Annotated in this window: 18 protein-coding genes and 1 riboswitch; of the genes, 11 read left to right on the plus strand and 7 right to left on the minus strand. The window is 41.6% G+C overall.

Going from position 1 to position 24733, the window contains the following annotated elements; all coding sequences use genetic code 11:
* Nucleotides 1-59: 59 nt before the first annotated feature.
* The gene (locus tag FG24_RS09780; RefSeq protein WP_051901512.1) at nt 60-1043 is read left to right on the plus strand and encodes a helix-turn-helix domain-containing protein; all 984 of its coding nucleotides are present in this window, start codon (nt 60-62) and stop codon (nt 1041-1043) included.
* A gap of 313 nt (nt 1044-1356) precedes the next feature.
* On the opposite strand, the gene FG24_RS09785 is transcribed toward FG24_RS09780, so the two are convergent.
* Together FG24_RS09785 and FG24_RS09790 are read right to left on the minus strand one after the other, a co-directional pair.
* Nucleotides 1357-1629 carry an HU family DNA-binding protein gene (locus FG24_RS09785; protein ID WP_036302983.1) on the minus strand — a complete coding sequence of 91 codons (273 nt, stop codon included), beginning with the start codon at nt 1627-1629 and terminating at the stop codon, nt 1357-1359.
* A gap of 219 nt (nt 1630-1848) precedes the next feature.
* Nucleotides 1849-2754: a LysR family transcriptional regulator gene (locus tag FG24_RS09790; RefSeq protein ID WP_036302984.1), complete on the minus strand. Its 906-nt coding sequence runs from the start codon at nt 2752-2754 to the stop codon at nt 1849-1851.
* A 77-nt stretch (nt 2755-2831) separates the two neighbouring features.
* Between FG24_RS09790 and FG24_RS09795 the strand changes: the two genes are divergently transcribed.
* Entirely contained in the window at nt 2832-3248 is a 417-nt protein-coding gene (locus tag FG24_RS09795) for a GreA/GreB family elongation factor (protein WP_369797033.1), read from the plus strand.
* A gap of 9 nt (nt 3249-3257) precedes the next feature.
* Nucleotides 3258-3635, plus strand: coding sequence for a hypothetical protein (locus FG24_RS09800; RefSeq protein WP_152553401.1), 378 nt, complete (start codon nt 3258-3260; stop codon nt 3633-3635).
* 292 nt (nt 3636-3927) lie between these two features.
* Here FG24_RS09800 and FG24_RS09805 read toward each other — a convergent pair whose 3' ends face one another.
* From FG24_RS09805 to FG24_RS09815, 3 genes are read right to left on the minus strand one after another with little or no spacing between them, the layout of a single operon-like run.
* Nucleotides 3928-5787, minus strand: a complete 1860-nt coding sequence (locus FG24_RS09805) for a two-component system response regulator (protein ID WP_036302990.1) — start codon at nt 5785-5787, stop codon at nt 3928-3930.
* Nucleotides 5788-5807: 20 nt separating this feature from the next.
* Nucleotides 5808-6176: a response regulator gene (locus FG24_RS09810; RefSeq protein WP_036302997.1), complete on the minus strand. Its 369-nt coding sequence runs from the start codon at nt 6174-6176 to the stop codon at nt 5808-5810.
* Nucleotides 6177-6190: 14 nt separating this feature from the next.
* Nucleotides 6191-8725, minus strand: a complete 2535-nt coding sequence (locus FG24_RS09815; protein ID WP_081880973.1) for a PAS domain S-box protein — start codon at nt 8723-8725, stop codon at nt 6191-6193.
* Nucleotides 8726-9243: 518 nt separating this feature from the next.
* Between FG24_RS09815 and FG24_RS09820 the strand changes: the two genes are divergently transcribed.
* On the plus strand, nt 9244-10341 hold the full coding sequence (locus tag FG24_RS09820) for a diguanylate cyclase domain-containing protein (RefSeq protein ID WP_036304226.1): 1098 nt from the start codon (nt 9244-9246) through the stop codon (nt 10339-10341).
* A 43-nt stretch (nt 10342-10384) separates the two neighbouring features.
* Here the strand turns inward: FG24_RS09820 and FG24_RS09825 are convergent, their stop codons facing one another.
* A complete protein-coding gene (locus tag FG24_RS09825) occupies nt 10385-11308 on the minus strand; it encodes a LysR family transcriptional regulator (protein ID WP_036302999.1) in 924 nt (307 codons plus the stop codon).
* Nucleotides 11309-11435: 127 nt separating this feature from the next.
* On the opposite strand from FG24_RS09825, the gene FG24_RS09830 reads away from it, so the two are divergent.
* A complete protein-coding gene (locus FG24_RS09830; RefSeq protein WP_036303010.1) occupies nt 11436-11672 on the plus strand; it encodes a DUF2798 domain-containing protein in 237 nt (78 codons plus the stop codon).
* Nucleotides 11673-11715: 43 nt separating this feature from the next.
* Here FG24_RS09830 and FG24_RS09835 read toward each other — a convergent pair whose 3' ends face one another.
* Nucleotides 11716-12642, minus strand: coding sequence for a LysR family transcriptional regulator (locus tag FG24_RS09835; protein ID WP_036303013.1), 927 nt, complete (start codon nt 12640-12642; stop codon nt 11716-11718).
* A gap of 118 nt (nt 12643-12760) precedes the next feature.
* Between FG24_RS09835 and metE the strand changes: the two genes are divergently transcribed.
* From metE to FG24_RS12440, 6 genes are all read left to right on the plus strand, one after another.
* On the plus strand, nt 12761-15058 hold the full coding sequence (gene metE / locus FG24_RS09840) for a 5-methyltetrahydropteroyltriglutamate--homocysteine S-methyltransferase (RefSeq protein ID WP_036303016.1): 2298 nt from the start codon (nt 12761-12763) through the stop codon (nt 15056-15058).
* 116 nt (nt 15059-15174) lie between these two features.
* Nucleotides 15175-15398, plus strand: a riboswitch (cobalamin riboswitch).
* 215 nt (nt 15399-15613) lie between these two features.
* Nucleotides 15614-18457, plus strand: a complete 2844-nt coding sequence (locus tag FG24_RS09845; protein WP_036303020.1) for a ribonucleoside-diphosphate reductase subunit alpha — start codon at nt 15614-15616, stop codon at nt 18455-18457.
* A 175-nt stretch (nt 18458-18632) separates the two neighbouring features.
* Nucleotides 18633-19766, plus strand: a complete 1134-nt coding sequence (locus FG24_RS09850; RefSeq protein WP_036303023.1) for a ribonucleotide-diphosphate reductase subunit beta — start codon at nt 18633-18635, stop codon at nt 19764-19766.
* Nucleotides 19767-20237: 471 nt separating this feature from the next.
* Nucleotides 20238-22802: a chemotaxis protein CheW gene (locus FG24_RS09855; protein ID WP_051901513.1), complete on the plus strand. Its 2565-nt coding sequence runs from the start codon at nt 20238-20240 to the stop codon at nt 22800-22802.
* Nucleotides 22803-23153: 351 nt separating this feature from the next.
* Entirely contained in the window at nt 23154-24191 is a 1038-nt protein-coding gene (locus FG24_RS09860) for a trypsin-like peptidase domain-containing protein (protein WP_081880974.1), read from the plus strand.
* Nucleotides 24192-24209: 18 nt separating this feature from the next.
* Nucleotides 24210-24650 carry a hypothetical protein gene (locus FG24_RS12440; RefSeq protein WP_051901514.1) on the plus strand — a complete coding sequence of 147 codons (441 nt, stop codon included), beginning with the start codon at nt 24210-24212 and terminating at the stop codon, nt 24648-24650.
* Nucleotides 24651-24733: the final 83 nt, after the last annotated feature.

The following is a 24733-nucleotide window of genomic DNA, read 5'->3' on the forward strand; positions in this document are numbered from 1 at the left end:
TTACATCGTTTTAGTAATGGGGTTATGATGCTGATAGGAGTGCAGAATGGAGCAAATAAATGAATCAGCAAAATTTAAATCTAGAGCCGCTGCATCACCATCCAATCAAGTTATCAACGGAAGATATACCTGCGCCCCATAGGCAAGAGTGGCTTAGTGAGGTAATTGGGCGAGAGTATGCGAATGTTAGGATTGCACCTCCAAAGCATGGGGCGCTGTTTAATGAGATGACCATTTACCCTTGGCAGAATTTACGACTTTCTGTGATTCATTCAAGCAGCATTAATATAGAACGACTACCTAAAGAGCCACATTACAACAGCCAAGATAATTATTTTGGCGTGATTTTACTTTCTGGAAAATATTTGCTTGAGCAAAACAACCGTGAGGTTTATCTTCAACCAGGAGACATGACGATTTATGATGCGACGCTGCCGCATCGCATCTATTGTCCCCAAAATTTCTCTAAACTCATCATCTCGATTCCCCGCAAACAAATGCGAGAAAGAGTGGCTGGTGTTGAACATTGCACCGCATTGAAAATGAAAGCGGATATTGGTATAGGTGCAGTGACATCAAGCTTTATTCAATCTATAGCTAAAGAAGCTAATCAGATGACATCTAACGCATTTAGTGCAGCTTCAGATAGTGCTCTAGATTTGTTTACGCTAGCGTTAAATAATGTTCGCCCTCAAAACATACACCTTTCTAGAAGTCGCTCGTTGTCGCTGTATCGTGTTAAAGATTTTGTAGCGCGTAACCTGACGAACTCAGCACTGGATAGTGCCAGTATTGTTGCCGGTACAGGGTTATCTGAACGATATATTAATGAGTTATTTCATGATGAAGAATTATCGCTAATGCGTCATGTTTGGAAACAGCGATTGGCTAATTGTTATCGAGACTTATCTAACCCAAGCTTTATGAGTAAACAGATTTCTGAGATTGCATTGCATTGGGGGTTCAATGATTTTTCTCATTTTAGCAGGGCCTTCAAACAACAATATGGGGTGACACCAAGAAGTGTGAAGGCACTTAATTAACATTATTACTTTGGAATTAGTGTTTATTTTTTAATTTAAATATATATAACAGTATCTTATGTATTTTTATTACAGTTGTTTGTTAAGTTTAAGGTGTGGCATTATTTTCGTTGTCAGTAGCTAATTCAAGGTGAAAGATAAGTGTTTTAGTAGTATTTATTGTTAAGGTGCTATGGCACTTACGATTGATTAAGTGGTGCATTGCTATGATAGCCAGATAAAAAAAAGACCGCATTTGCGGTCATTTTTTTGAGACATTCTCAGTAGTTAAGCCTTGCTATGATATAGCTGATAGGCTAGCTGAGCATAACTTTTAGTTAACTTTGTCTTTAAGTGTTTTGCCTGCTTTAAATACAGGTGCATTACGTGCTGCGATTTCGATAGATGCGCCTGTAGATGGGTTACGACCTGTACGAGCAGCTTTTTTAGTAACTTGGAATGTACCAAAACCTACAAGGGCAACATTGTCACCAGCTTTCAATGTGTCACCAACAGTGCTAATGATTGCGTCTAATACACGGTTTGCATCAGCTTGCGTTACGCCAGCTTCGGCAGCTACTTTTGCTACTAATTCAGATTTGTTCATGTGAATATCCTAAATATGGTTAAGAGATTATCTCCAGCCCTTATTTGGCAAGGGGTCGAGAGGGATTACATCGTAGCACTAATTTATATTAGTCAGCTAATTGCTTTGTAAAAAAAGATAAAAAATAATGAAAAATTGAAGATTGGACACGATATTGTTACTTTTTATGCATGACTGAGAAGAGTGCGTCAATGTTTCAGGGGGAATTGACGCTGTTAGCTACTCTAAATCCCAGTATGGTTCAGTGCCAAAACGCTCGATAAGGAAGTCAATCAATACGCGTATTTTCAAAGGTAAATTGCGTTTTGGCAGATACAATGCATATACATGCTGATGTACAGGAATATATTCAGACAACACAGATTTTAGGCGTTTGGCTTGAATCTCTTTACCAATAATAAACGTTGGTAGTAAGGCTAAACCAAATCCGCCTAACACGACTTGCGATAAAGCTTCGTCATCATTGATACGCAATCTGCCTGAGACTGGCACAGAAACCTCTCCGCCTGGCCCATTAAAGCGCCATAAGCCCTTATCACCAGAGTGGATGTAATCTAAGCAATTATGATTAACGAGATCTTGCGGGAGTAGCGGGGTGCCAAATTCTTCAAAGTAATCTGGGGTCGCACATAGTTTACGTCGGATCGGCGCTAGTTTTCTTGCAACCAATGCTTGCGGCAAGTCACGAGTAACGCTGATGACAACGTCATAACCTTCCTCAGTTAAATCAACCACCCGGTCAGTGATCGTCATGTCAATATCAAGCTCTGGATAATGGCGCAGAAAATCGCCAATCGCTGGCGCTATATGTAGCGTTCCAAACGCAACTGATGCGGCCACTTTAAGCACGCCACGCGGTTGGGCGTTTAGGCTATCAATCATCTTATGCGCTTGATCAGCCTCATAGCTAATGCGTGTGCAATAGTCAAAAAAAGCAGTGCCTACCTCAGTCAGACTTAGGTGTCGCGTGCTTCTATTGAGCAGGCTGGCGCCAAGTGCATGTTCTAGTTTTGAAACTGCTTTACTCACGGATGAGCGTGAAACGCCAAGCTTTCTAGCGGCAGCAGAAAAGCTTTGCTCGTTGACCACATGCGCAAAAATAATCATCAGATTTAAATCATACATAGCGCTTATTGTAGCGCTATAGGAAACAATTATGTTCAATTGTATGGACTAATTTAAATGATGCGTACAGATTAAGATTGAGCCTTGCCAATAGAGATGGCGTATTAATTTTGTATGGTATGGATATTACGATGGAACTAGAAAATTTAATTATTTCAGATAAGGATTTTGTTCGATTATCTAAGCTAGATAATCACGGGTTGTTAGGGTATGAGTTGAGCAGGGCGGTTGTTATGCCGGAAGACCAAGTGCCGCCAAATGTCGTAAGAATGAACACCCGCGTGGTTTATTTAGATGAAAGTAATGGCGTCAGTAGAGAGGTGGAGCTTGTGTTTCCTGAGGATGTCGATTTGGATATTGGGAAAATCTCAGTGCTATCGCCAGTTGGTTCAGCACTGCTAGGCTTGGAGGAGGGGCAAACAATTGACTGGTCATTCCCTAATGACCCTTCTCGACGCCTAAGAGTGATGAGTGTTGCTAAATCAAATACATAGGAGGATTAAATGATGAACAAAGCATTAGATAACGCAGCAGTATTTGTCACAACTTACATTATTTTTATGTTGCCGACTTATTTTTTACCATACTTACGTACCAGTTCATCTGCGCTTTATGGTTTAGAAGAGGCTGGCGCTAATGTGTTTAATTTTGCATTTTTTATACATTTGGCCTCGATGATCGTGCTGTGCTGGATATGTTTAGTAAGGGGCGCTATTGTAGGTAAAAATTGGTTGTTCATACTACCGATGGTTGCGTTTGCTTTTGAGTTTATTTCAAAGCTAAGTGTTATTCCATATATTCCATCGATGTATCACGTGCTAGCCATTGTCGTAGGCGCTACGTCAGCTAATTTTTTAGCGTCGGATAAGCTAAGTAGTTAAGCGATGATTGAAAATTGGTAAGCGCCATGCTTAGATAAACTGCGTTCAATTTAATGCTTATTTAATTAAAGTTGAGCGCAGTTTAGGTTTTTCAGCAACATGAATGTATATAGCTATTCCACTAAATCATCCTACTATCTAGTCATTCCGTGCTTTCGCGTCTGAGTAACCAGCTTTGACGTATGAGTTAGCATTGGCTCACGGTCTGACACGTAATCTAGAGTTTGTGCAATGAGACACAGCATCGAATTGTTTGAGGAAACAGCTATAGTTGAATATTGCATGATTTTTACTAGGCTGATTCATACATGCTCTTTAATTTAGTTTCAAAGTCACTCACTGGCAATGGTTGGCTAAATAAATAGCCCTGACAAAGATTGCATTTATGTTTTTCTAAAAATGCACGCTGACTCTCTGATTCAACACCTTCAGCAATGACTTCTATCCCCAAGTTATTTGCCATGCCAATAATGGTTTGCACTACTACGGCATCTCTATCATTCATACTCATATTACGTATAAAAGACTGGTCGATTTTTAGTTGATCTAGCGGTAGTTTTGTTAGGTAAGATAGTGATGAGAATCCCGTGCCAAAGTCATCCATTGAGAAGCGTACCCCAACGTCTCTGAGTGCATGCATTTTAATAATCGCTTCTTCAACATTATCTAATACAAGACTTTCAGTAAGCTCTAATTTAAGTTGGCTAGTTTTAATTGCGTACCGACTTAACATTTCGCTAACTTGATAGACGAAGTTAGGGTCGTGAAACTGACATGCACTAACATTCACGGCTATTTGTAAGTCACGTGTAATTGGGTCATTTTCCCACGACTTAATTTGTTTACAAGCCGCTTCCATTACCCATTTTCCTATTGGGATAATCTGACCAGTTTCTTCGGTTAGTGGAATAAATTGCAAAGGAGGCACTAATCCTTTTTGAGGATGTTGCCAGCGGATAAGCGCTTCCGCACCATGGACCTTACCAGCGTGATCTACTTGCATTTGATAGTAGAGTCTAAACTGATTTTCTTTAATGGCTAAGCGCAAGTCATCTTCTAATGCCGTACGTGCCTCTAAAGCAGCCTGCATGGTTGGGTCGTAAAAACGCAGTGTGTTACGCCCAGAATTTTTAGCTTGGTACATCGCAATATCAGCACGTTTTAGTAATTCATCAACAGTGATGGCTTGGTTGCGAAATAGACAGATGCCAATACTAGCGGAGCTATGATGTAAATAACTGTCTAGATAATAGGGTAGGTTAATCACTGAAATAATTTTTGCAGACACTGTTTCCGCTTGAATCGCTGCTTGAGATGGGTCCTCACTAAGGTCTTGTAATATCACGACAAACTCATCCCCGCCTAGTCTTGCTAGGGTATCCCCCTCACGCATACAGGTTTGTAGGCGCTTTGCGACCTCAATGAGCAATAAATCACCAACACTATGTCCTTTAGTGTCGTTCAGTGTTTTAAAGTGATCTAAGTCGATAAATAGCAGTGCACCATGATTGAGATGTCTGGCACTAACCGCTAAGGTATGTTGTAGACGATCAATTAACAGTAGCCTATTAGGTAGGTTAGTGAGTAAGTCGTAGTACGCCAGATGCTGGATTTTATCTTCTGCTTCTTTTCTTCTGGCTATGTCTTGTTGTAAAAATCGGTTGGCTTCTTCTAATTGAAGTGTTTTTTCTTCTAGCTTACGTATCAGGATGACGCTGTAATCTTTAAGCGTGTCACTATGCTCGTTATCATCGGCATTTGGCACTTCTGGGGCTGTGACTACACCTTTAGATAGCACTTCATGAAAGCGGGCAATAAAATCTTCAGGCTCGGAGGGTTTTAGAATAAAGGCATCAGCACCAAGACTGAGTGCCAGCTTTTCATCCTCTGGCTCTGTATAAGTTGCCGTGTAAACAATAAACGGGATGGATTTAAGTCTTGCATCACTTTTCCAATGACGCAACAGTGTGTAGCCATCCATGACCGGCATAAGTAAATCAGAGACGACAAGTTGAGGCAAGTTTTGACGTGCTTTGGTTAGAGCCTCTGCACCATGTCGTGCAGACTCTACCAAGTAACCATTACCTGTTAAAAGCGCTTGCAGGTAGTAAAGGTTCTCTTCCTTGTCATCAACAATCAAAACATGCGTCATAAATCTCCCTGAACTGCTTATCAAGACCGTAGAAAAGTTGAAATTTCTGTCACAAAGGTTTCTGGGTTAATTGGCTTCTCAATATAGCCAGTACAGCCAGCCGCTAAGCATTTTTCACGGTCGCCAACCATCGCGTATGAAGTGACAGCAATAATAGGAATAGGTTTCAAAGCGTCTATTTCTCTTAATGCTTTAGCGACTGCATAACCATCCATCAGAGGCAGTTGAATATCAAGCAGAATTAAATCTGGTAATAATTTTGTTGCTGCATCAATCCCAATCGCACCATCTGCTGCTGTTGCCACATGAAAACCATGCGTCTCTAGAAGAAACGTTGTTAAATAGCTGTTTTGCTCATTATCTTCTATTAGCAGGATGGTTTTTTTCATGATTTCATCGCACCTTATTTGATGGCAGTTTGTAAGGGTAATAGAACAATAAATTCACTACCTTTTGACCATTCACTGACCGCAAAAATTTGTCCGCCCATTAGCGTTAATAAGCGCCTACAGATTGCTAGCCCTAGCCCTGTGCCATCATGCGCACGCGAAAGCCCACTATCTATTTGACGGAAGGGTTGAAATAGTAGATCTAAATCTTCTGATTTTATGCCTATCCCTGTATCAGCGATGCTGAGTTTTAAAAATGGCGCAGGAGGCGCATTAAACGAAGGTTTAAAGTCCTTTAAAAACTCAGCAGCAACGGTGACACTTCCATTTTCAGTAAACTTAATCGCGTTATTGATTAGGTTGATTAATATCTGTTCTAGACGCCTGCGGTCACTATTGATATCACCTAAATCGGGACTGATAGAGGTGTGAAGTTGTAATCCTTTTTTCTCTATGGCCGGTCTTAATCCATTAATAACACGGTCAATTAAGGCTACGAGGTCAAATGTTTCAGAATTAACCTCTAGCTGACCAGCCTCTATTTTTGAAATATCGAGCACATCATTAATGAGCTCTAGTAAATGTTTTGCACTGCCTCTTACCATGCCAAGCTGCTTGGATTGCTCAGTGTTCAATGGTCCCGCCATGCCTTGTAGAATAATGCCGGTAAACCCGATAATTGAGTTTAATGGTGTTCTAAGTTCATGTGACATCGTGGCTAAAAAAGCAGATTTTATTTTATCTGCTGCTTCAGCTCTCACTAGTGCTTTTTGTAATTCTTCTGTCCGATCAGCCACACGTTTTTCTAAGTTGGCATTTAGCTCTCTAACTTCTTTTTCAGCTTGTAATCTTTCGGTAATGTCGTTGCCAATACTCAAAATCTCCAATACCTGACCATGCGCATCGAGCACTACTTTATTCGTCCATGAAATCCATACGCTTTCACCGTTTCTACGTATATTTTCATTGACGTTTTGTTCAAATACTTTGGTGTCTAAGCATATCTGTTGCATGAGATTTTGTAGGTCTCGGCCGGCACTATCTGTGGTAGGTACAATAGTGCCAATCACATGTTTGCCAACAATTTCCTCAAAAGAGTATCCAAAGAAACGCTGCCCAAATAGGTTCATAAAAGTAATATAACCCTGTGCGTTCCAACGCAGGATAATGCTATTTGCAGACTCTACAAGCTCGCGATATTTCTGTTCACTTTCATCTAGTTTAGACTCAGCATTTTTACGTTCGCTGATGTTAATGCCCATACCGACTAAGCAGTCTATGCCTTTGAAATTAACGTTTCTGCCAGTGAATAAATAGGGGGTCTTTTTTCCATCTTTAGATAACAAGTTAGCCTCAATAAAGGCTTGTCCATGTGTAAATACTTCTGAAATTTTTTCAGCAAGCACTGACTTTTCCTCATTGGCAAAAAAGTCCAATGGATGCATTTTTGTAATTTCTTTATTCGAGTAACCAGAAACCGTTTGAAAGTTGTTATTCCAACGCAGAAAGCGCCCTTCATGGTTATAAAAGTAGAGAATACCAGGCATGCTTTCTATCATCATGTCTGAAAATAATGATTCATTTTCAGCGATACTTTCCGCTTCTTTGCGTTTTTCCTCGCGTTCCAGGTTTTCTAAAGAAAAGGAAATGTTACCGGCGGCTTCTGCCAGTAATGCGATTTCTTTATCATGAAAGAACATGGTTTGGTCTGTGTAGACGCTGAGCGCACCGCTGATTTTGTCCTTCACCTGGATTGGAAAAACAGCAGATGCACGGAAGCCTAAGCGTATTAAGTCATCTCGCCATAGATGAGCTGCAGGCTCATCTTGGATATCGTTACAAATGTAAGGCTCACCAGATTGAAATACTAAATTAGTTTGTCCTAATCCTTGATGCCTATCGTCTGAGTAAATCTTAACGCTCGCTAGGTAATTGTTTTTATCACCCCAAGAGGCAACAGGCATTAGCTGATTGGTTTTTGTGTCGTTCCAGCCAACCCAAGCCATCTGAAAGCCACCCTCATCTACAAGAATTTGGCATACTTTTTTGAACAACTCTTCTCGGGTAGGGAGCCAAATAATGGCTTGATTGATTTTAGTTAACGCGGCATAAAGACGAGAAAGCTGGGAAATTTCACGTTGTTGCTCTTTAAGCAGGGAGATGTCGCGTATGACACCAAGCAGGTTGCCATCAGGCATTGTGGTGGCGATGATTTCAGCACTAAATACCGAGCCATCTTTACGCCTTAATCGCCACTCACGCATGTAGTCAGATTTTGCGCTAATAGCATCTAGCGCAGGTTGAATGTGTTGAATTTCGCTCTGCATCACAATGTCTGACGCGTGCATGCCAACCAGCTCATCATGGGTATAGCCTAGCATGTTGCAAACACTTGGGTTAGCATCTAGATAATAGCTTTGAGAATCAGCGATAAGAATACCGTCGGGCGCGTACTCAAAGAGTGCTCGATATCTCGCTTCACCAGCTTGACGCCCTGAATCTGCCCCTGCGCCTTTGGTCGATTGGTTCTTAACACTAAGTTTTGTCAAGATAGCTCAATTTCTGTAGGATTTTTTTTGTTCTTCAATATTATTTTCGTTCAGAAAATAATATTGCTTACGACTAGTAATCTACACTCAATTTTATTTAAGCGAAATATAAAAGTAGAAATAAATCTTTTAATTGCATGCAATTAGCATTCATCACGCGAGATAAAATAGTGAATAGAAACGTAATATAAACACCAAGCGAACCATCGCGGATAGATTTGCTCAAACAGGGGAGTGCTGCATAATAAAGAGATGAATTGCACTTAAGTTGTGCAATATAATCTGAAGATACTTTATGGCACATTTTTGGTGCTTTATGTATACTGTAATAGACTGAATAAGATAATGTTTTTGAGATTTCAGTGTAATTAAAGCTGTGATGCCTGTAGATTTTGGTGTTTTAAGAAAGAAAGCTTTTCTGTTCTTAATAACTGAGGCTTATCATTACCACTATTCTAAATTACAGAAAGCAGATTTTACTGCCGCCGATAGTTGCGTCAATCATCTTGTTGATTGCAATGTCGTGGGTTTTTTTTAGCGCACAAAGTTTGATGGCGCTCACTAATCGTAAAGTGGAAATTTCAGATACACGTTACGAAGTCGTTAAGCTGATGAACACCATTGTTGATGCTGAAACAGGCCTCAGAGGCTATTTGTTAACAGGCAGTGTGCAGTTTCTTGAGCCATATAACCGTTCAGCTGAAGAAACTGCTTTATTATTCTCTCAAATAAAAAGCCGTGAAGAAGATTTCACTGGCTTCAAAACTTCACTGATTACGCTAGATAAGCTAATACAGGAAAAGTCCAACATTATTAAATCAACGCTTAGAATTCAGCTCACTGCTGGCTCATACTCCCCGCATTTAACGATTTCGGCCGATGCCAGCAAAGTGCTGATAGATAAGATTGCTGTTGAGATTAATCAATTAGATAAGATTCTGCAGGCCGAGGCGGAGCAGGTGGATGTAAAACTGAACCTGACGATTAACCGCTTGAAATTAGGCTCATTAATGGTCGTCATTCTCATTATTACCATCTTGCTGATTAACTATAAAAGAACCATTTGGTTATTTGAACATGCGTCATCTAGCCAAGAGCTTGCTGAAGAGTTTGGTTACCTTGCAATGCATGATGCATTAACCCATTTACCCAATAGAAGAAATTTTGAGCAGTATCTTAAAAAATCAATTTCACAGGCTAATCGACATTGGCAAAAAGTGGGTTTGTTATATATGGATCTTGATGGATTTAAGTTAGTTAACGATCAATATGGACATGATGTTGGCGATGATGCCTTGATTGGGTCTGTTGCTAAAATCAATGAGGTGCTACGAGACTCTGATTTTCTTGCAAGAGTCGGTGGGGATGAGTTTGCACTTGTGGTACATAACTTTAATGACCCTAGTGAGTTATTAGTACTGGCCAATCGTATTATTCAAGCACTTAAAGAACCTATTATGACAATCGCTGGAAGCGATGTGGTTATGGGGGTTAGCATTGGTATCGCTATTTACCCCGACCAAGTTAAAAACATTAAGACGTTGATTTTAGCTGCGGATGAAGCCATGTATAAAGCAAAAGCGACGGGTAAGAATCAGGCAGTTTTTCATGCTTAGTGCTAAATATTAAGCTGGTGTTTGATTATGACGGTTACATTCCTTACCATTTACGTGGAGTCGAGGCCATTAAATGACTGACAAAAGCTTTTACTTTTAATGTCATGGCGTGGTGATCCCGAAAACATGCGTAAAATTCCAAAGGCTCATTGTCTGAGCTAGCAATAGTTTTGTTTTGTATATCTTGTGCAAATAATGCGATTAATTTTCCATCTTTGATGAGTGGGTTTGCAATAAATGCAGAAAGCCTTGTGATGCCTGCGCCGGCAATGGCTAGCTCTGCTAATGAGTTGATGTCGTTACTGATAATGGATGGTTTGATGTCTGCTTCAAATCGCAATTCGTCACGTAAGAATCCCCAGCTTAATAGCCGCCCATTGGTTGGCATGCGGAACATTAAGCAGTCATGAAACTGTAAGTCCTCAGGTGTATGCGGCTGGCCTTTACGTGCGATGTAAGTGGGGGAGGCGCAAAATAAAACAGGAATAGTGGCAATTTTTCTGGCAACCAAGCCAAGTTCTAATTGTTGTTTGAATCTAATACTGATGTCGATATCTTCTTTGACATGGTCAATATTTTGATCGGTGAGTATTAACTCAATGGATAGCTTAGGGTATAGCGCTGTAAATGACGGAATGATAGAAGACAGTACATGCCGACCAAATGCTGCCGATGAGGCTATTCTCAGTTTACCTTGGGGTTCGCCATGAAACTCTGTGACGAGCGATTTTGCATTTTCAATATCATTGACGACATGGCGCACTTTTTCATAGTAAATTTCACCTGCTTCGGTGAGTGCTAAGCTACGTGTTGTCCGTGTAAGTAAGCGTGCGTTTAATGACGTCTCAAGCCTTTGAATATTCTGGCTGGCTGCCGCTGGGGTAATGCCTTGCATACGCGCACCTGCGGCGATGCTTCCACCCTCAATGGCTTTCACAAAACTTTCAATGCTTCTTAACGTATCCATAATAGCTATCGAATGAAAATAGTGATTCGATAGTTTATATTGATACTGGCGTTAGCGTTAGTCTACTATCGGTTTATTTACTTAGCGATTAAAGTGACGTAATGATTTTTACTTTGGAAAGTATGCAATGAATATAAAAGTACCTAAACGCCATTCACATCTCGTATTTGCATTTTTTATGGCTGCCATTATGGCGATCTTGATGTCTGCAATCATCGTTGCTGTTAGTAGTGGTGTTAATGCTGGCTATTTACAGCGCGTGATTCATGCGTACACGCTGGCAATGCCTTCTGCATTTATTTGTGTGCTTTTTGTAAGGCCTGTCGTGGTTAAATTGGTTTCGTTAGTGGTTGCAACGGATTAACAATAGATGAGTATTTGAATCATATGTATTTTTCAATGCCATGTTAAGCATTAGTATTATTTAACAACTTAATTCCTTTTAGATGGGCCGCACAGGTATTCTTAATAATACTAACTAAGTCGACTGTGTAGGGGAGCGCGATTGTTTCTGGAGAGCCTGTCGCATGGAGTTCTGACCATAGCCCTTTTTTCCCTATCGATTTAGCAATGACATACTCATGGTCGACATAACTTTGGATGCCCCAGCTGGGTAGTGCAGCTATTCCTCTGCGGCTTGCAACTAGTTGCATAATGGCAATGGTCAGTTCGGCGGTGCGTCTTCCAAAGTCAATATTTGCTGGTTTGAGCACATGGCGAATGATGTCGATTCGCTCTTCAGGCACTGGGTAGGTAATCAATTTTTCGTTGGTAAAGTCTTCCGCTAGAAATCTAGCTTTCTTGTGTTTGCTATGGTCTGGAGGAATGACTGCCATAATCTCAAACTTGAATAGTGGTTGGTGGGCTAGCGCGCCTATTTTTTCTGGTAAGCCGCCTATTACTAAATCAGCTTTGCCTTCATGCAGTAAGTGCCAAGGGTCGCTGTGAAATCCTGCGACTAAATCAATTTCCACCTCTGGCCATGCTCTTCTAAAAACATCCATCACTGGTGTCAGCCAATCAAAGCAAGTATGGCACTCTAGTACGATTCTTAGTTCTCCAGATTGGTTGCTTTTTAAGCGTACTAAGTCACGCTCCGATTTGTCGATTAGGGGTAATAGTTCATTGGCTAAATCTAGCAGTCGTTGCCCTGCAGGGGTGAATCGCAGGCCGTGAGCGCCGCGCTTGAATAGGGTGATCTCATAATGTGATTCTAATGCACGAATTTGGTGAGAGAGCGCGGATTGCGTCAGAAATACACGTTCGGCGGCTAAGCCAAGCTTACCTGTTTCTGCAATAGCTTTAAGTGATTTTAGGTGGCGAATTTCTAGCATGATGTTTTTATATCTAACTTTGATATGAATTTAATTCAAATTTATCATAAAAACTTTCGCTTTATTAAATTATTTTCACAGCACAAAATGCGCATCTTGCTTTTAGATGAGAATAGAAATGAAAGAAAATACAATTAAGAGCCATATTCTAGGCTACCCTCGGATAGGTGAAAAACGTGAATTAAAGTTCGCACAAGAGTCATTTTGGCGTGGTGAATCATCGCCTAATGAACTGCAAACAACTGCCCGAAGACTACGTGCTGAACATTGGAAAAAACAAAAAGACGCTGGTTTGAGCTTTATCACAAGTAACGACTTCTCGCTTTACGACCATGTGCTTGATCACAGCGTGCTGTTTGGGGCATCACCAAGCCGTTTTGGTAAGCTTCCTTTTGGCACAAAGAACATTTCAGCTGAAGCTGCATATTTTGCAATGGCACGTGGCAATATCGAACAACCAGCGATGGAGATGACCAAGTGGTTGGATACCAACTATCACTATATTGTCCCTGAGCTTAATGAAGATACTAAGTTTTTGATTAATGCGCATGATTATTTAGTGCAACTAGATGAAGCCCAAAAACTAGATAAACATGTGAAGCCTGTGCTGTTAGGCCCTGTGAGCTTTTTATATTTGAGTAAAGCACGCAATGTGAATAAGCTGGATTTGTTAGATGCGCTATCACAGCAATATGCGCATCTGCTACAAGAGCTACGTGCTAGAAAAATAGAATGGGTGCAAATTGATGAGCCTATTTTTGCGTTAGATTTAGATGATGTTTGGTTAAAGGCCTTTGAGCGTGCGTATGCATGGTTTAGAGCCTCGCGTCCAAAACTGTTGCTCACTACTTATTTTGCGAATGTTTCCCGCTACCAAGCGTTTATATCAACCTTGCCTGTAGACGGCATTCATATAGATTTAGCAAGAGCGCCGGAGCAGCTTGGGCCTTGGGTGAATGCAATCCCTAGTCATTGGGTATTGTCTGCAGGTGTGATAGATGGCCGTAATATTTGGCGTAACGATTTAGATAAAACACTCGCTTTATTGGCACCTTGGGTGCAACGACTTGGTGAGCGTTTGTGGGTAGCTCCGAGCTGTTCATTGTTACACACGCCAGTGACCTTAGCGCATGAGGTAAAGCTAGATGCAGAGATTAAACCATGGCTGGCTTTTGCAGATGAAAAAATTGCTGAATTAAGTATTATCGCTAAGGCCTTGAATCATGGGCTTGAATCAGTGGCTAATGAGTTGGCGTTATCACGCGCTGCGATTGCTTCACGTCATCAATCTACGTTGGTGCATTCTGCCGGCGTGAAAGCGCGCGTTGCCTCAATTAACACGATGAATGAACATCGTGATAGTCCTTTTTCGGTAAGGCAAGTTGCACAAAAAGCACGTTTGAATTTACCGTTATTGCCTACCACAACAATCGGCTCATTCCCGCAAACGCGTGATATTCGTGCCAGTCGTGCGGCACTTAAAAAAGGAGAGATATCTTTAGCAGAATATGAGGTGGAAATTAGGTCTCATATCACACATGCTATTCGTGAGCAGGAGTCTTTAGACCTAGATGTGCTGGTTCACGGTGAGGCAGAGCGTAATGACATGGTGGAGTTCTTTGGCGAGCAATTGTCTGGTTATGTATTTACAGAAAATGGCTGGGTGCAAAGCTACGGTTCACGTTGCGTGAAGCCACCAGTGATTTATGGTGATGTCTATAGACCTAAGTCAATGACAGTTGATTTAGCGCGTTTTGCACAGTCATTATCTGACCGACCGGTAAAGGGCATGCTTACTGGCCCAATTACGATGCTGCAATGGTCTTTTGTCCGTGATGATCAGCCGCGCTCGACGACTGCTATGCAGTTAGCATTAGCGATACGTGATGAGGTAGATGATTTGCAGAAAGCTGGCATTGCGATTATTCAAATTGATGAGCCAGCATTACGTGAAGGCTTACCTTTGCAAAAGACTGTATGGGAGCATTATTTAGCTTGGGCAGTACGTGCATTTAAGCTGAGTGCCAGTGTGGCACATGACAGTACACAGATACATACGCACATGTGCTATGCCGAGTTTAACGATATTCTGCCTGCCATTGCTGCTATGGATGCGGATGTGATTACGATAGAAACATCTAGATCAGCCATGGAGTTGCTAGATGCATTTGGTGAATTTGATTATCCCAATGAAATTGGCCCAGGTGTTTATGACATTCACTCACCGAGAGTTCCTAGTGTTGATGCAATGGAGCACCTCATGTACCACGCAATTAGGGTGGTGCCTGTTGAGCGGCTTTGGATTAACCCAGATTGCGGCCTAAAAACGCGAGGCTGGGATGAGACAAGGCAGGCATTACAGAACATGGTCAATGTTGCAAAAACATTAAGAAAGCAATTTAGCCTAATTCATTAACTTTCTTGATTAACCTGTCTCAATAAATAATATCTTGTAAAACATATATATAGCTATTTATATTAAATATTTAGCTATATATTGTGTTTTTAAGTTGAAATAACCCACCATGTTGCGTTATAGTAAGCACATACGGTTCTTAAATTTCAATCTTAATTTAAGATAATAGGGAATACGGTGCGCAATTTCTATCATTGAAATTGCAATGCCGAAGCTGCCCCCGCAACTGTAATCAGCGAGTATTTTGTCTGACACGCCACTGCCTTTTAATCAAGGTGGGAAGGCTGACAAAATATATTGACCTGAAAGCCAGGAGACCTGCCGTAGACATTTTTTACATGGTTTAACTTTAAGTTTGATTGTGTAAAAGTACTTTTATAACGTTTGAGGCGGGGTGTCCTCGGCAGATGGAGTGGTTTGTCTTTGCACATTCACTTCGCCATGCTGGTTTTTATTTGAGCGAGCGGTCTTTTCTTAGCTTTCTGGTCTTAGCTTTTTGGAAATGATTTGCGCTGAATAAAAAGTGTCCTGCCCTTTGAGAAAAGGGAAATCAAAATGGATGATGCAGTTTCACATCATATCAATACATCTAATAACAATGGCTCCAGTCATACTAATGGACTAAGTTCTGAGTCGTTACCTACACTGCAAGTCATTCGCCGTAATGGTGATGTCGTTGCCTATCATCTTGATAAAATCTCGATTGCCATTACCAAAGCTTTTCTGGCCGTAGAGGGAAACCAAAGCGTAGCATCGCAGCGTGTGCGCGAGCAAGTCGCTATTTTGAGTCAGTTGGTGAATAACGCACTATTGCGCAGATTGCCTGCCGGCGGTGCGATTCATATTGAAGATATTCAAGATCAGGTTGAGCTTGCCCTGATGCGTAATGGTAACCATGATGTAGCACGCGCTTATGTGCTGTATCGTGAAAAGCGTAATGCGGAGCGTGCGGCAGACAAGATAAACCATACAGCACCAGCATCAAGCCACACACTCAATGTTAATGTAAGTGGAAAGCTTATCCCTTTAGATATCAAGCTCTTAACCTCGATGGTAGCAGAGGCATGCCAAGACCTAGGTGCAGAAGTTAATCCTGATATTGTGGTAGAGCAAGCCGTGCGCGATCTGTATGACGGCATTCCATTTGATGAGGTGCGCAAAGCATTAATCTTATCAGCACGCAGCCTGATTGAAACTGAACCCGCGTACAACTATGTAACTGCTAGGCTGCAGCTAGATTTAATCCGCACTGAAGTGCTAGGGGAGAGTGCACGCCAAAATGAGATGAAAAGCCGTTATGTCGAGTATTTCCCGCGTTATATCAAAATGGGTGTTGAAGCCGGTTTATTGGACGCTAAATTAGCGCAGTTTGATTTAAGTAAATTGAGCGCAGTATTTGTGGCAGAGCGTGATTTTCAGTTTGGCTACTTAGGCCTGCAAACCTTGTATGACCGTTATTTCTTGCACATTGAAGAGCGCCGCATCGAGTTGCCGCAGATATTCTTTATGCGCGTTGCGATGGGTTTAGCAATTAATGAGATTGACCGCGAGGACCGTGCAATTGAGTTCTATCACGTGCTATCTAGCTTTGATTTCATGAGCTCAACGCCTACTTTGTTTAATAGTGGTACTTTGCATTCACAACTGTCTTCATGCTACCTCACCACGGTGAGTGATGACCTAGATGGTATTTATCAAGGCATCAAAGAAAATGCATTGCTACAAAAATACGCAGGCGGTTTGGGTAATGATTGGACGCCAGTACGCTCATTAGGCTCACGCATTAAAGGCACTAATGGTAAGAGCCAGGGCGTGATTCCATTCTTGAAAGTCGTGAATGACACTGCTGTCGCGGTAAACCAAGGCGGCAAGCGTAAAGGGGCTGTGTGTGGCTACTTAGAAACTTGGCATTTAGATATTGAAGAGTTTCTGGATTTACGTAAAAACACCGGTGATGACCGCCGCCGCACGCATGATATGAATACAGCGCACTGGATTCCTGATTTATTCATGCGCCGCGTGACTGAGAGTGGTGAGTGGACATTATTCTCGCCGTCAGACGTGCCAGACCTGCATGATAAATATGGCAAAGCGTTTGAAGAGGCTTATGTTGAATATGAGCGCCGTGCAGATAATGGTGAGATTAAACTGTTCAAGCGCATTCCTGCACTGCAAATGTGGCGCAAGATGCTGTCTATGTTGTTTGAAACTGGCCATCCTTGGATTACGTTCAAAGATCCATGCAATATTCGTTCGCCACAGCAGCATGTAGGTGTGGTGCATAGCTCTAACCTTTGTACCGAAATTACGCTGAATACCTCCGATACGGAAATTGCCGTGTGTAATTTAGGCTCTGTCAACCTAGTACAACACTTGAAAGAAGTAGATGGAAAGTTAGTATTAGATAACGACAAGCTACAGGCGACCATTAAAGTGGGCATGCGTATGTTGGACAACGTGGTTGATATTAACTTCTATGCGGTGGGCAAAGCTCGAAACTCTAACTACCGTCACCGTCCTGTCGGTATGGGGATTATGGGCTTCCAAAACTGCCTGCATGCAATGCGTATCCCTTATGCAAGTAATGAAGCGGTGGAGTTTGCTGACCGTGCGATGGAAACCGTGTGTTACAACGCTTATTGGGCATCCACTGTGTTAGCAGAAGAGCGCGGTGCTTACTCAAGCTTTAAAGGTAGCTTGTGGGATCAAGGCATTCTGCCATTGGATACACTGGATTTACTATCAAATGAACGTGGTGGCAATGTAGAGGTAGATAGAAGCAAAACGCTGGATTGGGATGCTTTGCGTAAACGCATTCAAACAGTGGGTATGCGTAACTCTAACTGCGTAGCGATTGCACCTACGGCAACTATCTCTAATATCGTAGGTGTTTCTGCAAGTATCGAGCCTGAATATCAGAATCTTTACGTGAAATCTAACCTTTCTGGTGAGTTTACGATTGTGAACGAGCAGTTGGTGATTGATCTGAAAAACCGCGGTTTATGGGATGCTGTAATGGTCTCTGACTTGAAGTATTTTGATGGCTCACTCGCCCCCATAGACCGTGTACCTGCAGATTTGAAGCAGCTTTATGCCACGGCATTTGATGTTGACCCAAGCTGGTTAATTGAAGCAGCTGCACGCCGCCAAAAATGGATAGATCAAGCGCAATCGCTCAATCTGTACTTTGCTGTGCCATCAGGCAAGAAGCTAAATGATACCTATATGCTGGCTTGGAAACGTGGCCTAAAAACGACGTACTACTTGCGCTCATTAGGGGCAACTGCAGCGGAGAAATCTACTGGTAGCGGTGGTGAGTTGAATGCGGTTTCAGCCACACCAGAAGCAGCGCCCAAGATGTGCAGTATAGATAATCCAGAGTGCGAATCTTGCCAATAGGCAAATAAACTTCCCTAATCGTCATTCCCGCAAAAGCGGGAATCCATTTTTGGAATGATTCAATCATCTTAAATGGATGGATTTTAAACTTTTTAAAGTCAACATGGATTCCCGCTTTTGCGGGAATGACGGTGGTAAGTATGGTTTTTAAAAAATAAAGAATTAAGGAAAAAACATGCTCTCATTTGAAGATGAGGTTTACGAAGCGCCAGCTGCACCAAAGCTTGCGCCAGTGCCAACACCAAACACACAAACCACAACACCCGTAGCCGCAAACCAACCCTCTATCTCAGGCCGTGTAAACGCCTCGGATAAACGCATGATTAACGGCCAGACCGACGTCAACCAGCTAGTACCGTTTAAATACCATTGGGCGTGGGATAAGTATCTTGCAGGTTGTGCCAACCACTGGATGCCGCAAGAAGTATCGATGAGCCGTGATATTGCTCAGTGGAAAGATAGCACTGCACTCACGGATGATGAGCGCTTGATTGTGAAGCGTAATTTAGGTTTTTTCACCACGGCAGACTCACTCGCAGCAAATAACATCGTGTTAGGCACCTATCGACACATCACAGCACCAGAATGCCGCCAATACTTGCTGCGTCAAGGTTTTGAAGAGGCGATTCACACCCATGCTTATCAATATATCGTTGAAAGCCTAGGCTTGGATGAGGCGGAAGTCTTCAATGCTTACCAAGAAATACCTAGCATTAAAGCAAAAGATGATTTTCTGATACCGTTTATCAATACTTTGACTGACCCAGAGTTTAAAACAGGTACACCAGAGGCAGACCAGCAACTACTACGTTCACTTATTGTATTTGCGTGCATTATGGAGGGGTTGTTCTTCTACGTGGGTTTCCTGCAGATTCTGGCATTGGGCCGCCAAAATAAAATGCAGGGTGCGGCTGAGCAGTATCAATATATTCTGCGCGATGAATCTATGCATTGTAATTTTGGTATTGATGTTATCAACACCATTAAGCTTGAAAATCCTCATTTATGGACGCCTGAGTTCAGGGAGGAGATTAAATCCTTAATGCAGCATGGGGTGGAGTTGGAGTATCAGTATGCTGAAGCGACCATGCCACGCGGTGTGTTGGGTCTCAATTCAACCATGTTTAAAGAATACCTACGTTTCATTGCTAACCGCCGTTGCCAGCAGATTGGATTAGAGGCGCTATATCCAGGGGCGAATAACCCATTCCCATGGATGAGTGAAATGATGGACCTGAAGAAGGAAAAAAACTTTTTCGAGACACGGGTCACTGAGTATCAGACAGGTGGTGCATTAAGCTGGGATTAAGTGCTGCTTATACTGGTGTTAAGTTGAGTCTGGTGTAAGTTGTTAATGTCATATTTTTGATTGATTTTATAAGTGTTGAATGATTAAAACACTATATCAAGCAATGACGACACCAATTAAGCCACATCTTGTTGATAATGAATAAGCCGTTTGCGATAGATATTTTTCTGATATGATTAATGAAATGTAAGCATTTGTAACAAGTTGTTTGATGGTGAATGTCCAACGGTGGATTTACACACGCATCAAACTAAGTAGAAAATTTAGAGCCAAAGTCGGCTCGCACTAAAAAGCAATTCAGGGCAAAGGCGTCTTGATGATTAACCCATTCTTTTTTAAGAGTTGGTTGGTGATCAGACGCCTTTTTTTCGTCCAAATTTTTTGTATTTTTAGCATTTTTTATAACAGTGAACTTACAACAATAAAGATAGTTTGGCTGTAGCTATTGATTGAATCTTAAGGTGAGTCAGAATGACCTATTACAAGGGCTTTGAAGTGGATGATCGTTTATATGCAGTGATTAGGCATATGAAAAGTGTTGAACATTATCGAGATGATTTACAAAAGCAACAGGTAGCGTGGGATTATTTGTCCGTGCTAGGGCAGCTTGCTAAGTTAGATACAGAGCTGTCTCAAACCCGTAAGGAGTTTACCCAGCTGACAGGTGCACTACTCAATCAATTGGGCTTGGAGCTGCTTAAAAAATCGTTACATCAATATGCGTTTAAGGCACAAGTAGCCATCAATATCATGATACGTAATCTGTTTGAGCGCACTGCAGATATTGGTTTTATTGCAACAGATGATGATATCTGTACGTTTTTGAAGTTACTAGAAACTAATGCCGCATCAGAGATGCTGAGTGAAAAACGCCAATATTTACTGGATCATTTTGAGCAGTATGTGGCTAAGTATTCTGTTTATCACAATATAATTTTGCTGGATACGCAAGGCAATGTAGTGTTGCAATTAGACCAAGGTAACCCAGTTACTCAGTCTAAAGATCCGTTGATTATGGAGTCACTACATACAGAAAATGCGTATGTAGAAAACTTTAGACACAGCGATTTGTTACCTGTTGAGCAAGATAGCTTGATTTATTCATATCGTGTTGTGTCGCCAGATGATGGGCGTGCTTTAGGGGTGATCTGTCTTTGTTTTAAATTCAAAAACGAGTGCGATGGTATTTTTTCTAATTTATTAGGTGACGATAATCTAGCCATTTCTGCTTTGCTGAATAAAGAAGGTAAGGTAATCGCAAGTAGCTCAGACAAGGTCGCTTTACATACAAAATTTAAACTAGCGACCAATCAAGACTACAGTGTGGTGAGCTATGAAGGGGTAGAGTACTTTTGCTGCACACGAGAAACTGATGGCTTTCAGGGTTATCATGGGTCGGGTTGGCTTGGTCATGTAATGGTGCCGCTTGCAAAAATATTCAGTCAGCAATCGAATGCGGCGATAGATTTACCTACTGCGTTGTTGGATTCTGTCATGCAGGGTACATTGTTTAATGATGAAATTAAAAATATTCCTGTCAGCGCAAGCCAAATTCAGCGTGAGTTGAATCGATTAGTTTGGAATGGCAACGTGCAGCAGGCAACAGATAAAAGCAGTAGTGATGCCGTGGTGTCAAAAGTGTTGCTGAGTGAGATTAAACATACGGGTGTATTGACTAAGCATATCTTTGAGAACTCGATTGCGGATATACAAAAAACGGTGATTGCCTCTGTGTTACAAAACAGCATGAATATGGCCGCACTCGCCATTGATATCATGGACCGCAATTTATATGAGCGTGCCAATGACTGTCGCTGGTGGGCCCTCACCACTAAGTTAAGAGGTTTACTCGCTAAAAAAGAGCTGAGCGCACAAGACTCTGCTGAGATACAGTCTTTACTACATTATATTAATAGCTTGTACACCGTATATGGCAATATCATTGTGTTTGATACGCAAGGAAAAGTAATCGCCGTTTCTAACCCGCAACAGCAGCATCTACAAGGAAGCGTGCTATCTGAGCCGTGGGTGAGAAAAGCGCTGGCATTAAGTTCTGCTCAAGACTATGTGGTGTCAGACTTTGTTGAAACACCTTTATATAACAATCTACCTAGTTATATTTATGCCACAGCCATTCATGCCGTCGATAATCGTCAGGTATTGGGCGGTATTGGTATTGTGTTCGATGCCACTCCGCAGTTCTTGACGATGTTGCAGGATGTATTACCCAAAGACCAGCCGACTAACCTATTGGGTAACAGCTTTGCTGTTTATACAGATGCGGCCAAGTCTGTGATTGCTTCAACCGCACCTGATATCTCAGCAGGAGATTTGTTTGAAATTAGCGATGACTTTTTTGCGCTGCAATCCGGGCAATCTATGTGCAAGATAGTGACCTTCCGTCAGCAAAACTATGCTGTGGGATGTAGTAAATCCGCAGGGTATCGTGAGTATAAAGGCAGCACTGATCATTATCAGCAAGAGGTGTTTGCGTTTGTGTTGATTCATTTAGGCGCAGAGACGCAAGCCTTACAGAAATCTGAGCCTATTAAGCCAGATTATGTACAGCAGACTATCCATAATGGAAGCCACAACTTACAACTGGCCACTTTTTATGTAGGCAATAACTGGTTGGCACTCAAGTCAAGCCAGGTAGCAAGTGCGATTCAAGTAGATACGCACCTGCCAATTTCAGGTGGTGAAGAAGATATTGTGGCTGGGTACATAATGTATAGAGGCAACTCACTGGCACTTATTCATACCTCTATGTTGTTAGGAGGGGTGAAGCCTATCAATAAAAAAATCACGGAAGTTGTGGTGATTAAAATTCAAAGAGATTATGTGGGGTTGGTGGTTGATGCGCTAGGTGAAATGATGGATGTTTCAATAGAACAGATTCGTCCAGTCGGCGCTGAAATTTCTGTTTATAACCAAGTTGTGAAAGAGTTAGTGTTATCTGGTTCGCAAGCGCAAATGCTCCAAATTGTTGATATTGAGCAACTCAGCAATTGTTTGCAAGAAACCGCAGAAGTTTAATGCGGATAATCAAGCAATTGTGCTCTTTTACTCTTAGGAGCAGGTAAAGATTCTTTACCAATAAAAAAGGCCTGGCTTATGCTGGGCCTTTTTTATAGAGTGGTCATAGAAAAACAGCGAATAAAAACAGGAACATATGATGGTGATTAGGTGTCAACATAAGTAGTTATTTTACGGTATGGGGTGTTAGTATAGGCAGTAACTCAACTGTAGATAAACACCTAACCGTATTGGGTGGAAAGTGATTTCAGTGATACAAAAATAAGTCTTAAAGTGTTTTGATTAATGCATTTCGAATTGTTTCATTTCTTTATTTTAGTCTGATGCGTCAGATTTTTAGGGTGAACAGCCATGATAAGTATGAATAAATTAGGACTATTTTTTGTATTGATGACACCTAACGTGTATGCGGAACATATGCCTGCACCCACAGATGAGTTTTTATACCATCTTAAACAGTCCTTGGTTAAAGTAACCACTACTACTAAGTCTGGCGGCCATAGCTTTGGCACAGGGGTGGCAATCAGTAAAGACCATGTGGTGACCAATTGCCATGTACTGACGAATGCTAATGGCATCAGCATTAGTAAATGGGGGGTGGAATATGCGCCTTTATCCTTGCAGGCAGATTGGAAACACGATTTATGTATTTTAAAGTTTGAGTGGGCTGATCTTAAGCCTGTTGTAATGTCTGATTCAGATAACCTGCATTACGAACAGCCAGTGATTTCCATTTCAATGCCAACAGACTCTCCCGCGCCTTATGTGGCATTAAGTAACATTAAAGCTTTATATCCGATGGATGGCGCAGAGGTAGTGCGAACGGAAGCAGCATTTTCTATTGGCGCTAGTGGCAGCCCGATTTTTGACTATGCAGGCAAGCTGATTGGCATCAGCACGTTCAAAAGTCCGGGACGTAAGGCTTATTATTACAATATGCCTGTCAAGTGGATTAAAGCACTGTTGACTCATGAGTCAACAGACTTAAATGCATTACACGATTTACCCTTTTGGGATGCACCTGAAGAAAAACGCCCGTTTTTTATGCAGATTGTGATGCCTTTTCAAAACAGCCGATGGGTTGATGTGCGGGAAATTGCCTTGCATTGGGTAAACGATGAGCCAAAAAATGCCGAAGCTTGGTATTACTTGGGCGCATCATTTCAACATTTGGGAGATATACCCCATGCTGTGCAACATTTCAGAAAAGCATTGGCACTTCATGACATGCATCCGGCAAGCCTTAGTGCATTGGCATTAATTGCGCAATCTCAAGGAGATTTAGTAGAGCTAAGTAAGATTAAGTCTCAAGTAAAAGAAATTAGTCATGAGGCGTTAGAAGGCTTGAACGATACATTAAGTGCTAATCAATTGTCTACCAATCGCTGATACATATTGGCTCTGATAATGAAAAAGTATTTAACATATAGCCTTCCAGTCATCGCGTTGCTGTTAGTGCTATTTTATTGGGTGGCTGATGAGCGCGCGTTATCATCAACCAGCCATACGAAGGCAGTGCCAAGTCAGTTGGCACTTTCAATCAGTAGCTGTCAGGCGATAGCAGCCAAATCCGTGGCTCACTTAAATGCATTTTTAGAGTTTCAAAAGCTTGAAATTGAAGGGCGAAAAATGCGCGTTTTTCAAGTGTGTATGAATGATAATGGGTATATAGAAAATTCTCTCTGGATAAAATTTGCTGAGCCCATCTCACAAAAGTTTGCCAATGCTTCGGGTGTGTCATTTAATGAAGCGTATGAAAATTTTAGACGTAAACAGATGGTCACCATCAATACTGCTAATCATAGCCCTCCATACTGGATGACAGCCAACGCTGCAAAAAGTAAGTAGTCGATAGTGTCCAGTTTTGCTCTATAGCACACGCATTTTTGTGTGTTGATCAGGTTATTTCAAATAGACATCTCAATAAATGA

The organism is Methylotenera sp. L2L1, assembly GCF_000744605.1.
GTDB lineage: Bacteria > Pseudomonadota > Gammaproteobacteria > Burkholderiales > Methylophilaceae > Methylotenera.